At 53.8% G+C, this 17,803-nt stretch carries 14 protein-coding genes; 10 read left to right on the top strand and 4 right to left on the bottom strand.

The genetic code is table 11. From position 1 onward, the window contains the following. Nucleotides 1–45: 45 nt before the first annotated feature. Entirely contained in the window at nucleotides 46–1,056 is a 1,011-nt protein-coding gene (pyrD, locus tag ACSOSI_RS09215; protein ID WP_012006167.1) for a quinone-dependent dihydroorotate dehydrogenase, read from the bottom strand. A gap of 259 nt (nucleotides 1,057–1,315) precedes the next feature. On the opposite strand from pyrD, the gene ssuE reads away from it, so the two are divergent. Genes ssuE through ssuB form a run of 5 tightly spaced genes read left to right on the top strand, consistent with a single transcriptional unit; the run spans nucleotide 1,316 to nucleotide 5,626 of the window. Further along, entirely contained in the window at nucleotides 1,316–1,894 is a 579-nt protein-coding gene (gene ssuE / locus ACSOSI_RS09210) for an NADPH-dependent FMN reductase (protein ID WP_476706938.1), read from the top strand. A 25-nt stretch (nucleotides 1,895–1,919) separates the two neighbouring features. Further along, the gene (locus ACSOSI_RS09205) at nucleotides 1,920–2,885 is read left to right on the top strand and encodes a sulfonate ABC transporter substrate-binding protein (RefSeq protein ID WP_017892297.1); all 966 of its coding nucleotides are present in this window, start codon (nucleotides 1,920–1,922) and stop codon (nucleotides 2,883–2,885) included. A 16-nt stretch (nucleotides 2,886–2,901) separates the two neighbouring features. Beyond that, nucleotides 2,902–4,050, top strand: a complete 1,149-nt coding sequence (ssuD, locus tag ACSOSI_RS09200; protein WP_012006164.1) for an FMNH2-dependent alkanesulfonate monooxygenase — start codon at nucleotides 2,902–2,904, stop codon at nucleotides 4,048–4,050. Between the two features lie 11 nt (nucleotides 4,051–4,061). Further along, nucleotides 4,062–4,856, top strand: a complete 795-nt coding sequence (gene ssuC / locus ACSOSI_RS09195) for an aliphatic sulfonate ABC transporter permease SsuC (protein WP_012006163.1) — start codon at nucleotides 4,062–4,064, stop codon at nucleotides 4,854–4,856. Next, nucleotides 4,853–5,626 carry an aliphatic sulfonates ABC transporter ATP-binding protein gene (gene ssuB, locus ACSOSI_RS09190; RefSeq protein WP_476706937.1) on the top strand — a complete coding sequence of 258 codons (774 nt, stop codon included), beginning with the start codon at nucleotides 4,853–4,855 and terminating at the stop codon, nucleotides 5,624–5,626. The genes ssuC and ssuB overlap by 4 nt, the downstream gene beginning before the upstream one ends. Nucleotides 5,627–5,657: 31 nt before the next feature. Here ssuB and pepN read toward each other — a convergent pair whose 3' ends face one another. Next, nucleotides 5,658–8,273 (bottom strand): aminopeptidase N, encoded by a 2,616-nt coding sequence (gene pepN / locus ACSOSI_RS09185; RefSeq protein ID WP_476706936.1) that lies wholly within the window; start codon nucleotides 8,271–8,273, stop codon nucleotides 5,658–5,660. A gap of 448 nt (nucleotides 8,274–8,721) precedes the next feature. Between pepN and ACSOSI_RS09180 the strand changes: the two genes are divergently transcribed. The 5 genes from ACSOSI_RS09180 to ACSOSI_RS09160 all read left to right on the top strand — a co-directional run bounded on the left by ACSOSI_RS09180 (nucleotide 8,722) and on the right by ACSOSI_RS09160 (nucleotide 16,361). After that, on the top strand, nucleotides 8,722–10,428 hold the full coding sequence (locus ACSOSI_RS09180) for a GGDEF domain-containing protein (protein ID WP_476706935.1): 1,707 nt from the start codon (nucleotides 8,722–8,724) through the stop codon (nucleotides 10,426–10,428). A 254-nt stretch (nucleotides 10,429–10,682) separates the two neighbouring features. Then, entirely contained in the window at nucleotides 10,683–11,888 is a 1,206-nt protein-coding gene (pncB, locus tag ACSOSI_RS09175) for a nicotinate phosphoribosyltransferase (RefSeq protein ID WP_476706934.1), read from the top strand. Nucleotides 11,889–12,112: 224 nt separating this feature from the next. Then, the gene (gene asnS / locus ACSOSI_RS09170) at nucleotides 12,113–13,513 is read left to right on the top strand and encodes an asparagine--tRNA ligase (RefSeq protein ID WP_012006158.1); all 1,401 of its coding nucleotides are present in this window, start codon (nucleotides 12,113–12,115) and stop codon (nucleotides 13,511–13,513) included. A 303-nt stretch (nucleotides 13,514–13,816) separates the two neighbouring features. After that, entirely contained in the window at nucleotides 13,817–14,926 is a 1,110-nt protein-coding gene (gene ompC / locus ACSOSI_RS09165) for a porin OmpC (protein ID WP_276552734.1), read from the top strand. Nucleotides 14,927–15,170: 244 nt separating this feature from the next. Further along, nucleotides 15,171–16,361: an amino acid aminotransferase gene (locus tag ACSOSI_RS09160; RefSeq protein ID WP_112364278.1), complete on the top strand. Its 1,191-nt coding sequence runs from the start codon at nucleotides 15,171–15,173 to the stop codon at nucleotides 16,359–16,361. Nucleotides 16,362–16,429: 68 nt separating this feature from the next. On the opposite strand, the gene ACSOSI_RS09155 is transcribed toward ACSOSI_RS09160, so the two are convergent. Further along, entirely contained in the window at nucleotides 16,430–17,077 is a 648-nt protein-coding gene (locus ACSOSI_RS09155) for an MBL fold metallo-hydrolase (RefSeq protein ID WP_112364277.1), read from the bottom strand. Between the two features lie 66 nt (nucleotides 17,078–17,143). Further along, complete coding sequence (gene mepK, locus ACSOSI_RS09150) at nucleotides 17,144–17,692, bottom strand: peptidoglycan L,D-endopeptidase MepK (RefSeq protein ID WP_012006154.1); 549 nt, start codon at nucleotides 17,690–17,692, stop codon at nucleotides 17,144–17,146. Between the last annotated feature and the right edge of the window lie 111 nt (nucleotides 17,693–17,803).

Below are 17,803 nucleotides of genomic sequence, written 5' to 3'. Positions count from 1 at the left end.
CCGGGGGAATAAATAAACCCCCGGCGGAAAATGAAAGGAAAAATATTAGATATAGTTAACGATATCTTTAATCAGGCGTGGACCCTTGAAGATAAATCCGGAATAAATTTGCACCAGTGAAGCCCCTGCCGCCATTTTTTCCCGCGCCGCCATCAGGGAATCAATTCCGCCAACGCCGATAATCGGCAAGCGCCCTTGCAGCTCAAGTGACAAACGACGGATCACTTCGGTGCTGCTCGCCTGCAGCGGACGACCACTCAGGCCCCCCATTTGCTCACAATAATTCAGCCCCTGGATCAATTTACGATCCAGCGTGGTATTGGTCGCGATCACGCCATCTATATTATGACGCACCAGGCTGTCGGCTATTTGGATCAATTCTTCTTCAGAAAGATCCGGCGCGATCTTTACTGCTACCGGTACATATTTGTGATGACGCTCATGTAATTCCTGCTGCTTATTTTTAATCGCGGCCAGCAGATCGTCCAACGCTTCGCCATACTGTAAGGATCGTAATCCTGGGGTATTAGGTGACGAAATGTTAATCGCGATATAACCGGCATACGGATAAACTTTATCCATGCAGATTAGATAATCGTCTTTTCCTTGCTCAACCGGGGTGTCTTTATTCTTGCCAATATTAATCCCCAGAATACCGCCGAAATGGGATTTCTTAACGTTTTCAACCAGATTATCCACCCCCTGGTTATTAAAGCCCATGCGGTTGATCAGGCCTTCGGCCTCCACAATACGGAACAGGCGCGGTTTGTCATTGCCCGACTGCGGGCGCGGCGTCACGGTGCCGACTTCGACAAAACCAAAACCCATAGCGCCAAACGCATCGATACACTCGCCGTCTTTATCCAGACCGGCGGCCAAGCCCAATGGGTTTTTAAAAGAGAGCCCCATGCAGCTTACCGGTTTGGTCGGCACTGACTGACGAATAAGGAATTCTAACGGGGTACCGGTGACACGGCGAAGCTGTTGAAAAGTCAATTCATGCGCACGCTCGGGATCGAGCTGGAACAACGCTTTTCTGATGAGGGGGTAGTACATGTACTCTCCTGATTTCCCGGTTGCAAACCGGGGGCGTATTATCCGGTATCCCCTGACCAATTGGAATTGATTAAAAGCAAAAAAAGCGTTTTTTACGCAATCGTTTTCCCCCTTCTGAGCCAAAACCGCCGCCAATCCGCATTTGTGCATAACAAAATCGAAAAATGAGATTTAAGTAACTCCCCTTATTACTGATAGGTTTAAAACACTTCTCGACAATTTCATGATTAAACCTAACTTTTAGTTATAAGGAGTGGTAATGCGCGTTATATCACTGGCCGGCAGCCCTCGCATCCCATCACGCTCGGCGGCACTGCTTTCTGTGAGTAAAAACTGGTTGCAGCAGCAAGGCGTGGAGGTGATCTCCTATACCCTGCATGATTTTGATGCCGAAGATTTGCTGTATGCCAATTTTAACAGCCCGGCGATCAAAGCCTTTACCGAGCAACTGGCACAGGCAGATGGCCTTCTGGTCTCGACACCGGTGTATAAGGCTTCGTTTTCCGGCGCGCTGAAGACCCTGCTGGATCTACTGCCAGAGCGTGCGCTGGATCATAAGGTGGTATTGCCGCTGGCCACCGGCGGCTCCATTGGCCATATGTTGGCAGTGGACTACGCCCTCAAGCCGGTTCTGGCGGCGCTGAAAGCGCAGGAAGTGCTGCACGGGGTATTTGCCGATGACAGTCAGGTGGTGCTGGACGGGGAAGAGGTCACCCTGGCCGAAAATCTGGCTGTCCGACTGGAAGAAGCCCTGGAAAGCTTTTATCTGGCGTTGGGCCGCCGCAAGCCGCCGAGAGCCGAGCTCTCCCCTTCCCTGTTTGCCCGCCAAACCGCCTGACGGCACAGCATATAAGGAAATAAACATGAAACGACTTTCTTCACTGGGCCGTTGGCTGGGCACCAGCGCATTGGCAGGCATCCTCTCATTGGCATGGACCAATGCCGCCAGCGCACAGGATCCGGCGCAGTTTCGCATTGGCTACCAAAAGGGATCGGTCAGTCTGGTACTGGCAAAAACCCATCGGCTGTTGGAACAGCGTTTTCCCAACACCAAAATCAGTTGGATCGAATTCCCCGCCGGCCCGCAAATGCTTGAAGCGCTGAACGTCGGCAGTATCGATCTTGGCAGTACCGGCGATATTCCGCCGATCTTCGCCCAGGCTGCCGGTGCAGATCTGCTGTATGTCGGCGTAGAGCCACCAAAACCCAAGGCAGAAGTGATCCTGGTGCCAGAAAACAGCCCGATCAAAACCGTCGCGGAGCTAAAGGGCCACAAGGTGGCCTTCCAGAAGGGCTCCAGCTCCCACAATCTGCTGCTGCGCTCATTGCAAAAAGCCGGGCTGAAATTCACCGATATTCAGCCCGTCTATCTGACCCCGGCCGATGCCCGCGCCGCCTTCCAGCAGGGCAATGTCGATGCCTGGACAATTTGGGATCCCTACTATTCCGCGGCCTTGTTGCAGGGCGGCGTGCGGGTACTGGGTGACGGTACCGATTTGAATCAAACCGGCTCCTTCTATCTGGCGGTGCGAACTTATACCGAGGCCAATGGACCCTTTATTCAACAGGTACTCGATACGCTGACTCAGGCTGATGCGCTGACCCTAAGCGACCGTGCGCAAAGCGTCACGCTGCTGGCCAATGCCATGGGCCTGCCGGAGAAAGTGATTTCGACCTATCTGGATCACCGCCCGCCCACCGCCATCAAACCTCTGGATGCGCACACCATCGCCGCTCAGCAGCAAACGGCCGATCTGTTTTATGCCAACCGCCTGGTGCCGGTGAAAGTCGATATTTCGCAACGCATCTGGCACCCGAGCGCACAATAATTTAGGAGAACTGACGATGAGCCTGAACGTATTTTGGTTTTTACCCACCCACGGTGACGGTCACTATCTTGGCAGTACTGAAGGTGCCCGCAGCGTCGATTATGGTTATTTGCAGCAAATCGCCCAGGCTGCCGATCGATTGGGTTTTGGTGGCGTGCTGATCCCTACCGGCCGCTCATGTGAAGACTCCTGGCTGGTGGCCGCTTCGCTGATCCCGGTCACCCAACGACTGAAATTTCTGGTAGCCCTGCGCCCCGGCATTATTTCGCCCACTCTGGCGGCACGCCAGGCAGCAACGCTGGATCGTCTTTCCAATGGCCGGGCACTGTTTAATCTGGTTACCGGCGGCGATCCTGATGAATTGGCCGCGGAAGGTCTGCACCTGAATCACGAAGAACGCTACGAGGCCTCGGCGGAGTTCACCCATATCTGGCGCAAGGTGCTGGAAGGAGAAACCGTCGATTTTAACGGTAAACATATTCAGGTAAAGGGCGCAAAACTGCTGTACCCACCGGTGCAACAGCCACGCCCACCGCTCTATTTCGGCGGATCCTCCGCCGCTGCGCAGGATCTGGCAGCCGATCAGGTTGAAATGTACCTCACCTGGGGCGAGCCGCCGGCGCAGGTAAAAGAAAAAATTGCCGAGGTACGCGCCAAGGCCGCAGCCAAAGGTCGCCAGGTGCGTTTCGGCATCCGCCTGCACGTCATCGTGCGCGAAACCACCGAAGAAGCCTGGCGAGCTGCCGACCGGCTGATTGCCAATCTGGATGAAAAGACCATCGCCGATGCCCAGCAGGCCTTCGCTCGGTTTGACTCCGTAGGGCAACAACGAATGGCGGCATTGCACGGCGGCAAGAAAGACAATCTGGAGATCAGCCCCAATCTGTGGGCCGGGGTGGGTTTGGTGCGTGGCGGTGCCGGAACCGCGCTGGTGGGCGATGGCCCGACGGTGGCAGCGCGTATGCAGGAATACGCCGATCTGGGCATCGACACCTTTATTTTGTCCGGTTACCCGCATCTGGAAGAGGCCTATCGCGTTGGCGAACTGCTGTTCCCACATCTTGATCTGGTGGAAAACCAAGCGCCCGCGCCACGCCGACCAGCCAAAGCACAGGGCGAAGTGGTGGCCAATATTTATATTCCACAAAAAGCATCGCAAAGCTGAGGAGCCGCACTATGGCAAACGGCACACAACGAATCTTGTACCGGTTGGCCCCCTGGGCATTGCCGGTAGCGCTGGTGGCAGTCTGGCAAATATCCGTGGAAGCGGGCTGGCTGTCGAACCGCATTCTGCCGGCGCCGAGCGCCGTAGTGACCGCTTTCTGGACCCTGACCAAGAGCGGCGAGCTGTGGCAACACCTGACCATCAGCAGTTGGCGCGCGTTGATCGGTTTTAGCATTGGCGGCAGCATCGGGCTGGCGCTGGGCTTTATCACCGGCCTGTCACGCTGGGGCGAACGCCTGCTGGACAGTTCCGTACAGATGATCCGTAACGTACCGCATCTGGCATTAATCCCGCTGGTGATCCTGTGGTTTGGTATCGATGAGTCCGCCAAGATTTTTCTGGTGGCATTGGGCACCCTGTTCCCTATCTATCTCAATACCTATCACGGTATCAAGAATATCGATCGGGGCCTGCTTGAAATGGCACGCAGCTACGGCCTGAGCGGTTTCCAGTTATTCGCCCAGGTGGTTTTACCGGGCGCCCTGCCCTCGATCATGGTCGGCGTGCGTTTTGCATTGGGCTTTATGTGGCTGACACTGATCGTCGCCGAAACCATTTCCGCCAATTCGGGGATTGGCTACCTGGCGATGAACGCCCGTGAATTCCTGCAGACCGACGTGGTGGTGGTGGCGATTGTGTTGTACGCCCTGCTCGGCAAGCTGGCGGACGTCAGCGCCCAATTGCTGGAGCGCGTCTGGCTGCGCTGGCATCCAGCCTATCAACTCAAGCAAGGAGAAGCGCTATGACAACTCCCGCGCGTATTCCCCAGGGGACTCCAGTCACGCTGGAATCCATTGCCAAGCAATACGGTAACCGCAGGGTACTCGACAATATCCAGTTACGCATCAGCGCCGGCCAGTTCGTCGCCGTGGTTGGCCGCAGCGGTTGCGGCAAAAGCACGCTGCTGCGTCTGATGGCCGGGCTGGAGAATGCCAGCAGCGGCGCGTTATTAAGCGGCAATGCGCCACTCGCCAATGCCAGGGACGAGACTCGCCTGATGTTTCAGGACGCCCGCCTGCTGCCGTGGAAAAAGGTGATCGACAATGTCGGCCTCGGCCTGCGGGGTAATTGGCGAGCCGATGCATTGCAAGCGCTGGAAACCGTTGGGCTGGCCGATCGCGCCAATGAGTGGCCGGCAGCCTTGTCCGGCGGGCAAAAGCAGCGGGTGGCGCTGGCTCGCGCACTGATCCACCGTCCACGCCTGTTGCTGCTGGATGAGCCCTTGGGCGCGCTGGATGCGTTAACGCGGATTGAAATGCAGGGCCTTATCGAAGGGCTGTGGCAACAGCATGGTTTTACCGTACTGCTGGTGACGCACGACGTCAGTGAAGCCATTGCGCTGGCGGATCGGGTGATTTTGATTGAGGAAGGGCGTATCGGGTTGGATTTGACAATTGACCTGCCGCGTCCACGCCGTAAGGGATCTGCCAGGCTGGCAGAGCTGGAAGCCGAAGTGCTGGACCGGGTACTGTCACCGCCGCAGCCGGCTGAAGCCGCACGTCGGGTCGCGAATTAAAAAAGGGACGGCATGCCGTCCCTTGTTCGGTTTACGCGTCGAGCGCTTTGGTGATCTTCTCGAACAGGTCGCCGGACAGGTTCTCCAGCCCCTTCAACTGCTCAAGTGCTTTGCGCATCAACGCCTGACGTGAAGCATCATAGCGTTTCAGGCGGATCAACGGCTCAATCAGGCGTGCGGCAATTTGCGGATTGCGCTGGTTCAGATCGCTGAGGATCTCCGCCAGGAACTGATAACCACTGCCGTCTGCCGCGTGGAACGCCGCCGGGTTGGCAGAAGCGAAACCACCGATCAACGAACGCGTACGGTTGGGGTTGCTCAGGCTGAATGAACGGTGTTTCAGCAAGCTACGCACCTTGGTCAACACGTCCGCCGCCGGGCTGGTCGCCTGCAATACGAACCACTTGTCCATCACCAAACCATCCTGATGCCAGCGCTCATCGAATGCCGTTAACAGCGCATCGCGGCAAGGCAACTGTGCCGCTACCGCCGCCGCCAAAGCCGCCAGTGAGTCGGTCATATTGTCTGCCTGGCGATACTGCTCGGACACCAATCGGTCGGCCAGCGCTTCATCGCCAAAGGCCAGATAGCCCAGGCACACATTGCGCAGCGAACGTTTGGCGATGTCAGCGTGTTCCACCCGGTAACCGTCGGTTTTATTGGCGTTATAAACCGCCAGCCACTCGTCGGCCATTTCCTTGGCCAGGCAACGGACGATCGCTTCGTGCACCGCAGCGATCGCTTCGGGATCGATGGTCGCGAACAGTTCGGCAATTTCACCTTCCGATGGCAACGTCAGGATTTGCGCGGCTAATGCCGGATCCAGCGTTTCGTCCAACAGCACGGCGCGGAACGCATCAGCAACGTGTAGCGGCAGCGACAACGGTTGTTTCTGCTGATGCTTGGCAACGTTCAGTTTGATATAGGTGGCCAGCAGGCTCTGTGCCGCATCCCAGCGGGCAAATTCATTGCGCGCATGCTGCATCAGGAAGGTCAATTGCTGATCGCTGTACGGATAATCCAGCTTCACCGGCGCAGAGAACTCGCGCAGCAGGGACGGTACCGGCTTGTGCGCCACGCCGTCGAACACGAAGGTCTGCTCCGCTTCGGTAACGTTCAAGACGCTATTGACCGCTGAGCCGTCTTTCTGCAGAGCAATTACATTGCCTTGTGCGTCGTACAGCTCGATATCCAGCGGAATATGCAGTGGCAATTTCTGCGGCTGATCGGCGGTCGGTTCGGTCTTCTGGCTAACGTGCAGGCGATACTGCTGGTGCTCGGCATCGTATTCATCGCGCACGGTGAGCAATGGCGTGCCGGACTGGCTGTACCAGCGGCGGAACAACGACAAATCAACGTTGGATGCATCCTCCATCGCCTGAACGAAATCATCGCAGGTGGCCGCGCTACCGTCATGACGCTCGAAATACAGCTGGATGCCTTTCTGGAACTGCTCTTCGCCCAGCAGCGTGTGCAGCATGCGGATCACTTCGGATCCTTTCTCATACACCGTCAGGGTGTAGAAGTTGTTCATTTCGATCACTTTGTCCGGACGAATGGCGTGCGCCATCGGGCTGGCGTCTTCGGCGAACTGTGCACCGCGCATCACGCGCACGTTATCGATGCGGTTAACCGGACGTGAACCCAGATCAGAACTGAATTCCTGATCGCGGAACACCGTCAGCCCTTCTTTCAGGCTGAGCTGGAACCAGTCGCGGCAGGTCACACGGTTGCCGGTCCAGTTGTGGAAGTATTCGTGGCCAATCACCGCTTCAATATTCAGATAATCTTTGTCGGTGGCGGTTTCGGCTTTTGCCAGCACGTATTTGGAGTTAAAAATATTTAACCCTTTATTCTCCATCGCCCCCATGTTGAAGAAGTCGACCGCGACGATCATATAAATGTCGAGATCGTACTCAAGTCCGAAACGGGTTTCGTCCCATTTCATCGAGTTCTTCAGTGAGGTCATCGCCCAATCGGCGCGATCCAGGTTGCCACGGTCAACGAACAGCTCCAGTGCCACTTCGCGCCCGGAGCGGGTGGTGAAACTGTCGCGCAACACGTCAAAATCACCGGCCACCAGCGCAAACAGGTAACAAGGTTTTGGGAACGGATCTTGCCACTGCACCCAGTGACGTCCGTCTTCCAGCTCTCCCTGGCCTACGCGGTTACCGTTTGACAACAGGAATGGGTAACGAGCCTTGTCAGCCACAATGCGGGTGTTAAAGCGGGCCAGTACGTCCGGGCGATCCAGATAATAGGTAATATGGCGGAAACCTTCGGCCTCACATTGAGTACACAGCGCCTCACCGGACAGGTACAAGCCTTCCAGCGCGGTGTTTTTCGCCGGGTGAATATCATTGACGATGGTCATGGTAAATTGTGCTGGCAATTTCTCGATAACCAGCTTGTTATCCTGCAACTGATAGGCAGTCCATGGCTGGCCGTCGATCTCAATACTCACCAGCGTAAGGTCTTCACCGTTCAGTACCAGTGCCGCGTCGGCTGCGCCCTGGCGTTTAATCTTGCTGACGGCAGTGACGCGAGTGGTCTCTGAGTCCAGCTCAAAATCCAGGTCAATGTCAGTGATGGTGTAATCTGGTGCACGATAATCGTGGCGATATTTCGCCTGTGGCTGTTGTGTCATAAAAACCCTTTGACGTCTCAGTGAGTTACAGGTGCCAGGCTTTCATCTTGAGGTTATTTCGCCGTGGGGAAAGAGCAGAAATTTCGATGAGCCTGATTGTAAATAAACTGTATCACAGCTACAAAAAAAACCCAGAGATGCCGGGCCACCAGTGCGGAGAAATCGGAGGTGGATCCTAATATTGTCGACGAATTGCCCACCCAGTCAGGTGCCTTGACCTGATGCAGCATAAAAATCAGCATTTAATGCTAAAAAACTCCCTTCGGGTTACACGCCTGCCCAAGCTTCAGAAAGCGGGTGAAAAGTACGGTTTTTTCAGCGCTCATGGGCAAACAGCGGCGGCGCAGTAGCACTTTTCTGCCCGCAGCCGCTCGCTGGGTATAGTTAAGACAGCCTGGGAGACTCAATGATATAATTAGCAAATCTGGCTCAAGGACGCGCGGTGCGTATGAAAGTAAAATATCTGATCTATTTTTTTACCTTTGCCCTGATGTCCTCTTTCGCCCTGTTCATTTCCGACGAGTTGGTCGAGGCCGAAACCGGCTATCGCGACAACCAGCTTAACCTGTACAAAATTACCCGCGCCAAGCAGATTTCAGAGGCTTTTCAGGCCACCTTATTGGCGCACCGTCTGAAACGCCTGAGCCTGGTCGATCCTCATATTACTCCGCAGCAATGGCAGGAAGCGGATCGAATAGCTCGGGAGAAAATTGCCCGCTTTCGCCCCCATATTGACAGTGATATCTCGCAACAGCTTGGCATTCGGCAAAAAATCGCTGCACTCTCCATGCTCAACCTGATGGAACAATTGCTCAATAGTGACAATCTGCAGCTTTCGCTCGTTACCGATGCCAATGCCAACGCCAACCTGTTTAATATCAACAGCGCCTACTACATTTCTCAGGCCAGCAAAAGCTATTACCGCTATAGCTACGACAACCGCATGGTCGATGCCGATTCATTTCTGTTTCTGGAAGCCGTACGGCTGAATAACCGGCTGAACCTGTCCGTCACCGAACTTATCGATCAGGTTATCGATGTCAATATCAACCCGTTGGAGCGTAAAGTCGCTTATTTGAAAGCCGTTCAGCTCACCGGAGTATTAACTTCTTTAAGCGCCCGGCTGATATTTATGAAGCTGAGCTATAACGATGTGCAAACCACGTTCCTGGTGAATGATATTCTTGAGCAAATATCGACCAAAAAGATCGGCCAGATTACCAACGGACTCGATACTGCCGTCGATACCCATAGCCCCTATCCCGCCAGTTCGATTTATCAGTACGTTAAAAACCTGACTGAGCTTTCACAACGGCTTTTCCAACGTAGTTTTGAAATGGAGATCGCCGCCTCTCAGCATAAGATCTATAACAGCCAGACCGCCATTTACGGCATGATTTCCCTGGGTGGCCTGATCGCCCTGTTTATTTTTCTGCCAACGCTGGTTTACTGTTCAAATATCAGCCGCTGGTTAACGAAAACGCATAATAATATTTTGCGGCTGTCGCGCGGGAATATGAACATAGTGCCTAATGAGGTGTTTTACGGTCAGGAGTTAATGGCCATCAGCGATGCCATTAAACAACTCAAACAGTATCAGCTGGAAAAGGTAACGCTGGAAAACGAAAAGCATCTGCTGATCAAAGAGCTGGAAGCCTCTTCATTCCTTGACCCCTTGACCAACATCTATAACCGGCGCAAATTTTTCCGCGAGTGCGAATCGCTGGCCGCCAGCAGCTATCCGCTGGCCTTCTGCCTGATTGATATTGATAACTTCAAAAATCTCAATGATAGCTACGGCCACCATGTCGGCGATCTGGTGTTGGTCGCCTTCGGTAAACTGCTGCAGAGCACCTTCCGCTCCAGTGATATTTTCTGTCGCTATGGCGGTGAGGAATTCGCCGTGATCCTCGGGAACTGTACGCTGGAGAATGCACGCGAAGTGATGTCCAAGCTACGCGAGCGAACCCACCAATTAACCCTGACAATAGCCGATGGGCAAAAGGTTTGCTTCACCACCAGCTGTGGCATTGCCCAGGTGAGCGACATCCGGCTGTTGCCAACGGCGATCAAACAGGCGGATGAAGCGCTCTATTTCAGTAAAAATAACGGTAAGGACCGGATCGGCATTTACACCCCGACCGGTTTTATCTGAATTGTTGTTTAAAATAATTAACATTATAATTTTTATGACTAATTAGCCTAAGTCATTCACCTTACAGGCTTATCTGGCTTTTCTGCCGCCATCCTGATGGCAAGCCAGCATAAAGGCACGTTTAATCCTCGACCCGCTCCGATGAATTGTGGTGTGATGCAGCTTCAATAACAGGATAATCCGGGTATACTCCCCCCACTTTTTTTGATTATCCGGATTTGGACACGCGCCTGACGAGGATGCAGTAACGCGCTATGACTCAATACGCCTCCCCGATTTTGACATCACTGCTTGATACTGATGCCTACAAGCTTCATATGCAGCAAGCAGTGTTTCATCGCTATCCCGCTATCAGCGTGGCGGCGGAATTCCGCTGCCGTGGTGACGAGCTGCTTGGCGAATATGCCGACGAAATTGGTGCGCAAATCGCACTGATGAGCCAGTTGGCGCTGACAGACGCTGAGTTCGACTATCTCTCAGGGCTGCCCTTCTTCCGTGAGGATTACCTGAACTGGCTGCGCGATTTCCGCTACGATCCGCAACAGGTCCAGATCGAGAACCACGCGGGCAAGCTGCATATTCGCATTGCCGGCCCGTGGCGCGAAGTGATCATGTGGGAAGTCCCACTGCTGGCGGTAATCAGCGAAGTGGTGCACCGTCACCGCTCACCGGATGTCACGCCAGAGATGGCGGTAGCCCATTTGCGCAACAAGCTCGCACAGTTTAAAGCCATGAGTAGCGATGTGGATATTTCTCGCTTCAAGCTGATGGACTTCGGCACCCGCCGCCGTTTTTCACAGGCTGTGCAGCAGGCAATCGTCGGCACGCTGAAAAACGAATTCCCGTATCTGGTGGGGACCAGCAACTACGATCTGGCGCACCAGTTGGATCTTGCACCGGTTGGTACCCAGGCCCATGAATGGTTCCAGGCTCATCAGCAGATCAGCCCGGTGTTGGCCAACAGCCAGCGGGCGGCACTGCAGGCCTGGCTGGCTGAATACCCGGATCAGCTTGGTATTGCACTGACCGACTGCATCACCATGGATGCCTTCCTGCGTGATTTCGGCCCGCAGTTTGCCCAACGCTATCAGGGCCTGCGCCATGACTCAGGCGATCCGTTCGAATGGGGCGAAAAAGCCATCGCGCATTTCCAGAAGCTGGGGATTGATCCGATGAGCAAAACTCTGGTGTTCTCCGATAACCTGGATCTGGACAAAGCACTGGCGCTTTACCGCCACTTCTACCAACGCGTCAACCTGGTGTTCGGTATAGGTACGCGTCTGACCTGCGATATTCCCGGAGTTAAACCGCTGAATATCGTTATCAAACTGGTCGAATGCAAAGGCAAACCGGTGGCTAAACTCTCCGACAGCCCGGGTAAAACCATCTGTCAGGATCAGGCCTTTGTAAAAGCGTTACGCAAAGCCTTCGATCTGCCGCTGGTAAAAAAAGCGAGCTAGCCCCCTGCCCGATAAACGTTAAAAAGCCGGCTGAAGACCTCACGCCGGCTTTTCCTTCTTTATATAGTCCTTCTCGTTGTTCCCTTTTCGCCCAGCCCCAAGAAATGTTGCACCAATCCGGCGATTTCTACTTGTGCTCTGCACCGCGGCAAGTAACATAGCAACATCCCCATATTCTTGGGTTATAAGCTATTTCTAAACCAAATTATTAAAGAGAGAAATCTATGAGCGTAGTGCCTGTAGTCGACGTACTGCAAGGCCGTGCTGCGGTTGACAGTGAAGTCACCGTACGCGGTTGGGTGCGTACCCGGAGAGATTCTAAAGCTGGTATCTCCTTCCTGGCCGTCTATGACGGTTCCTGCTTTGATCCGTTACAGGCCGTCGTTAATAATTCTCTGCCGAATTATCAGGATGAAGTGCTGCATCTGACCACGGGCTGTTCCATTGAAGTCACCGGCGTTGTGGTGGCATCTCCGGGCGAAGGTCAGAGTTTCGAACTGCAGGCAACCGCGATTAAAGTGGTTGGCTGGGTTGACGATCCTGACACCTACCCGATGGCGGCCAAACGTCACAGCATCGAATACCTGCGCGAAGTGGCTCACCTGCGCCCACGCACCAATCTGATCGGTGCCGTTGCCCGCGTACGTCATACGCTGGCACAGGCCATTCACCGTTTCTATCACGAGAACGGCTTCTTCTGGGTTTCCACCCCGCTGATCACCGCCTCCGATACCGAAGGTGCCGGTGAAATGTTCCGCGTTTCAACTCTGGATCTGGAAAATCTGCCGCGTACCGATAAGGGTGCGGTCGATTTCAGCCAGGACTTTTTCGGAAAAGAAGCCTTCCTGACCGTTTCCGGCCAGTTGAACGGCGAGACCTATGCCTGTGCGCTGTCGAAAATTTACACTTTCGGCCCCACTTTCCGCGCCGAGAACTCCAACACCAGCCGCCACCTGGCGGAGTTTTGGATGATCGAACCGGAAGTGGCGTTTGCCGATCTCGAAGACATCGCCGAGTTGGCGGAAAAAATGCTGAAGTATGTATTCCAGGCCGTATTGAACGAGCGTATGGATGACATGCAGTTCTTCGCCGAGCGCGTAGACAAAGACGCAATCGATCGCCTGCAGCGTTTTGTTACTTCTGACTTTGCTCAGGTTGATTACACCGAAGCGGTGGAAATCCTGATCGCCTCAGGTCAGACTTTCGAAAACCCGGTTTCCTGGGGTATCGACCTGTCTTCCGAACATGAGCGTTATTTGGCCGAGAAACACTTCAAAGCGCCGGTAGTAGTGAAAAACTACCCGAAAGACATCAAAGCTTTCTATATGCGTATGAACGATGACGGTAAAACCGTTGCCGCAATGGACGTTCTGGCTCCGGGCATTGGTGAAATCATCGGCGGTGCTCAGCGTGAAGAACGTCTGGACGTACTGGATCAGCGTCTGGAAGCCATGGGGCTGAATAAAGAAGACTACTGGTGGTATCGCGATCTGCGTCGTTACGGCACCGTTCCTCATGCCGGTTTCGGTTTGGGCTTTGAGCGTTTAATCGCCTATGTCACCGGCGTGCAAAACGTGCGTGATGTCATTCCGTTCCCGCGGACTCCACGTAATGCAACCTTTTAATTAATCAGATAATACATTTTCTAATTAATTTAGTTACAAAACCAAGGCCAGCTTTGCTGGCCTTTCGCATTTTTTAATATTGACGCGCGTCACAAAGTTCCCTGAATATTACTTTTTGTTACAAATGCTTTCATTCTGATACCTCATTGCGACATTGGTAGCATTTTCGTTCTAGATTAACCCGCCCGTGAATGGAACACTGCGTGCAGACACAGGACGACACCAATCTATCAACAATAGTTCCAAAAGAATTATTGGCGGCAGTGGCAAAGGTGTCCGAATAACACCAATGAGGGTAATATAATGATGAAGCGCAACATTCTTGCAGTGGTAATCCCGGCTCTGTTAGCAGCTGGTGCAGCAAACGCTGCTGAAATCTACAACAAAGACGGCAACAAACTGGATCTGTACGGTAAAGTTGACGGTCTGCACTACTTCTCAGACGACAAAGGTAATGATGGCGATCAGACCTATGTGCGTTTCGGCTTCAAAGGTGAAACCCAGATTACTGACCAACTGACCGGTTACGGCCAGTGGGAATACAACGTTCAGGCTAACCACGCTGAATCTCAAGGCACCGAAGGCACCAAGACTCGTCTGGGCTTCGCGGGTCTGAAATTTGCTGACTACGGTTCATTCGACTACGGCCGTAACTACGGCGTACTGTACGACGTGGAAGGCTGGACAGATATGCTGCCAGAGTTCGGTGGCGATACTTACACCTACACCGACAACTTCATGACTGGCCGTACCAACGGCGTTGCTACTTACCGTAACAACAACTTCTTCGGTCTGGTTGACGGTCTGAACTTCGCCGTTCAGTACCAGGGTAAGAACGAAAACGACGGCCGTGCTCTGAAGAAACAAAACGGCGACGGTTGGGGCCTGTCTTCTACTTATGACATCGGCGAAGGCATCAGCTTCGGTGCTGCATACGCATCATCTGATCGTACTGATGCGCAGACCAACGACTCCACAGCTAAAGGCGACAAGGCTGATGCGTGGACCGTGGGTGCTAAATACGACGCGAACAACGTCTACCTGGCAACCATGTACTCAGAAACCCGTAACATGACTCCATACGGCGAATCTGACTTCACCATCGCTGACAAAACTCAGAACTTCGAAGTGACTGCACAGTACCAGTTCGATTTCGGTCTGCGTCCAGAAGTTTCTTACCTGCAGTCTAAAGGTAAAAACCTGTCTAGCCGTACCGCACACGGCTCTAGCTTCGGCGGCGGCGATGCCGACCTGGTTAAATATGTTTCTGTTGGTACCACTTACTACTTCAACAAAAACATGTCTACCTACGTTGATTACAAAATCAACCTGCTGGACGAGAACGAATTCACCAAAGCTAACGCCATCGCTACCGACGACATCGTTGGTGTTGGCCTGGTTTACCAGTTCTAAGTTGTCTCACTTAACGCCGGTTCACCGTCGACTAAGTTAAAAAACAGGGCTTCGGCCCTGTTTTTGTTTTTGCGTCCCCCTAAATTTTTATCCTGCCAAATCCCCCTTCCCCCTCATTTTTTATGCTGAATATGCGTCCTTCACAAGATCGAGGTGTTTTTCTCGCAAACGGTTGGCAAAGGGCATAACTGGCGCTACCCTGATGCTTCTGTCTGCTTAACTCCGAGCCATGGAAGCACCTGACATGTTTGAAAAAATCACTGCTGCACCTGCCGATCCGATCCTGGGTCTGACCGACATTTTCCGCGCTGACGCTCGCCCTAACAAAATCAACCTGGGGATTGGCGTTTATAAAGATGAAACCGGTAAAACCCCGGTGCTGACCAGCGTTAAAAAAGCTGAGCAGTATCTGCTGGAAAATGAGACCACCAAAAACTATCTCGGCATTGAAGGTATTCCGGCGTTCGCCAACTGCACGCAAGAGCTGCTATTCGGCAAACAAAGCCCAATTATTGCCGACAAGCGTGCGCGCACTGCACAAACTCCTGGTGGCACCGGCGGCCTGCGTGTTGCAGCTGACTTCATCGCCAACCAGACCAGCGCGAAACGCATCTGGATCAGCAACCCAAGCTGGCCGAACCACAACAACGTGTTTGGTGCGGTCGGTCTGGAAGTGTTGGAATACGCTTACTACGACGCCGCCAATCATGCGCTGGACTTCGATGGTCTGCTCCGCAGCCTGAAACAGGCTCAGGCTGGCGATGTGGTGCTGTTCCACGGTTGCTGCCATAACCCAACCGGCATCGACCCAACGGCTGAGCAGTGGGCTCAATTGGCCGAGCTGTCTGTGGCTAACGGTTGGTTGCCACTGTTTGACTTCGCATACCAGGGCTTTGCGAAAGGATTGGAAGAAGATGCTCAGGGCCTGCGTATTTTTGCCGCCAAGCATCAGGAACTGATCGTCGCCAGTTCTTACTCGAAGAACTTCGGTCTTTACAACGAACGCGTGGGTGCCTGTACCGTCGTTGCTGCTGATGCAGAAACCGCCGATCGTGCCTTCAGCCAGGTGAAAGCGGCTATCCGCGCCAACTACTCCAACCCGCCGTCACACGGTGCTGCCATTGTGGCAACCATCTTGGGCGACGATGCGTTGCGTGCGCTGTGGGAGCAGGAACTGACTGACATGCGTCAACGTATTCACCGCATGCGTCAGCTGTTTGTGAATACCCTGCAGGAGAAAGGCGCTGAGCAGGACTTCAGCTTTATCATCAATCAGAACGGCATGTTCTCATTCAGCGGGCTGACCAAAGAACAGGTTCTGCGTCTGCGTGAGGAATTTGGCGTCTACGCCGTTAACTCCGGCCGCGTTAACGTTGCCGGCATGACACCAGACAATATGGCGCCGCTGTGCGAAGCCATCGTCGCCGTGCTGTAAAACCGTCGCGCGACACATAGCAAAAGGGGCGCTCAAAGCGCCCCTTAGTTATTTCTGCCGGAAATAACTTACCAGATGGCCGGCTCTTCACGCAGGAAAGGGTTGGTTTCACGTTCTTGACCGAAGGTCGACATTGGCCCATGACCTGGGATAAACGCCATGTCATCACCCTGCGGCAATAACTTGGTGCGGATCGAGTTAATCAACGCCTGGTGATCGCCTTGAGGGAAATCACTGCGCCCAACGCCGCCGTTAAACAGCACGTCGCCCACCAGCGCCAATCGCGCCTGATCATTAATAAACACGATATGGCCAGGAGTGTGACCAGGGCAATGCAGCACCTTGAGCGTCATTTCGCCCACCTGCACGCTGTCCCCTTCTTCCAGCCACCGGGTTGGCGTCAGCGGTGCGCACTCTTCCAGCCCAAACATGCGGCTCTGCGCAGGCAGGCCATCCAGCCAGAAGGCATCCCTCTTATCCGGGCCGTAGATCGGCACCTGATAAAACTCTGCCAACTCAGCGGCCGCGCCAACGTGATCGAGATGACCATGCGTCAGCAGGATCTGCGTAACGGTTACGCCCTGCCTGGCTATTTCGGCCTTCAGTTTTTCAGGTTCACCGCCGGGATCGACCAACGCCGCCTGTTGGGTGCTCTCACACCAGATCAGGCTGCAGTTCTGACTAAAAGCGGTAACGGGAATAATGTGGTATTTCATAAGGCTCCAACGACAACGGCGCCACACCCTGTCGGGCTGGCGCTACTCACTTGTGGTGCACAGCGATTACCAGGTCCGCACCGGGCCGGTATCGATGTGTACGAAGTTGCTACGTGGGTAATATCCTACACCACCGGCGCTCATTTTTAACGCCGCTTTACGGATATTACTCAGTTGGATGCCTTCGATATGGAAGTCCATCGCCTGGCCTTTGGTGTGGTAGCTGTGCTTGGCTACACCGCGACTGCGTGCACGCAGCTCATTGTTGGTATCCAGGGAACGATAACCTGAAACCAACTGCACCGGCTTGTTGGTGCCCAACAGACCTTGCAGACGGTAGAGATGATCGAACAAACGAGGATCGATCGACTTGACCTTATTGGCACGATAATCACGGAAGAGATGATTAAGACGGACTAATTCGTCTTTATTATATCCCTTACCGTCGAAGAATTCGGCTTTAAGCGATTCGCCCGTATGCATATTATTTACAACCAGAATACGCGGGCGTGAAGTAGAAAGACTGGCAAAGGCTTGCCCAGGGAGCAGCGCTATGCCCACAGCGGCGCTACCTAACGCCAGCCATTTACGGCGATGATGATCAATTTTGTCCATGTTTCTGTTAAACCCGGCAAGAATATCAAAATATATGCACAAAACAGCGCACTGCCCGAACCATAACCGCCCACACTGGCTGAGTCAACCCGTGATGTCCCGCGGTTTGCA

It is taken from the genome of Serratia sp. AR11 (assembly GCF_056376275.1).
The sequence above is the reverse complement of the archived record's forward strand: the minus strand, read 5'-3'. Positions and strand labels throughout refer to the sequence as shown.

Coding starts and splice junctions, on each gene's coding strand:
- asnS (WP_012006158.1), top strand. CDS start 12,113: ATGAGCGTAGTGCCTGTAGTCGACGTACTGCAAGGCCGTGCTGCGGTT.
- mepK (WP_012006154.1), bottom strand. CDS start 17,692: ATGGACAAAATTGATCATCATCGCCGTAAATGGCTGGCGTTAGGTAGC.
- pyrD (WP_012006167.1), bottom strand. CDS start 1,056: ATGTACTACCCCCTCATCAGAAAAGCGTTGTTCCAGCTCGATCCCGAG.
- ompC (WP_276552734.1), top strand. CDS start 13,817: ATGATGAAGCGCAACATTCTTGCAGTGGTAATCCCGGCTCTGTTAGCA.
- pncB (WP_476706934.1), top strand. CDS start 10,683: ATGACTCAATACGCCTCCCCGATTTTGACATCACTGCTTGATACTGAT.
- ACSOSI_RS09205 (WP_017892297.1), top strand. CDS start 1,920: ATGAAACGACTTTCTTCACTGGGCCGTTGGCTGGGCACCAGCGCATTG.
- ssuB (WP_476706937.1), top strand. CDS start 4,853: ATGACAACTCCCGCGCGTATTCCCCAGGGGACTCCAGTCACGCTGGAA.
- ssuD (WP_012006164.1), top strand. CDS start 2,902: ATGAGCCTGAACGTATTTTGGTTTTTACCCACCCACGGTGACGGTCAC.
- ssuC (WP_012006163.1), top strand. CDS start 4,062: ATGGCAAACGGCACACAACGAATCTTGTACCGGTTGGCCCCCTGGGCA.
- ACSOSI_RS09160 (WP_112364278.1), top strand. CDS start 15,171: ATGTTTGAAAAAATCACTGCTGCACCTGCCGATCCGATCCTGGGTCTG.
- ACSOSI_RS09180 (WP_476706935.1), top strand. CDS start 8,722: ATGAAAGTAAAATATCTGATCTATTTTTTTACCTTTGCCCTGATGTCC.
- pepN (WP_476706936.1), bottom strand. CDS start 8,273: ATGACACAACAGCCACAGGCGAAATATCGCCACGATTATCGTGCACCA.
- ACSOSI_RS09155 (WP_112364277.1), bottom strand. CDS start 17,077: ATGAAATACCACATTATTCCCGTTACCGCTTTTAGTCAGAACTGCAGC.
- ssuE (WP_476706938.1), top strand. CDS start 1,316: ATGCGCGTTATATCACTGGCCGGCAGCCCTCGCATCCCATCACGCTCG.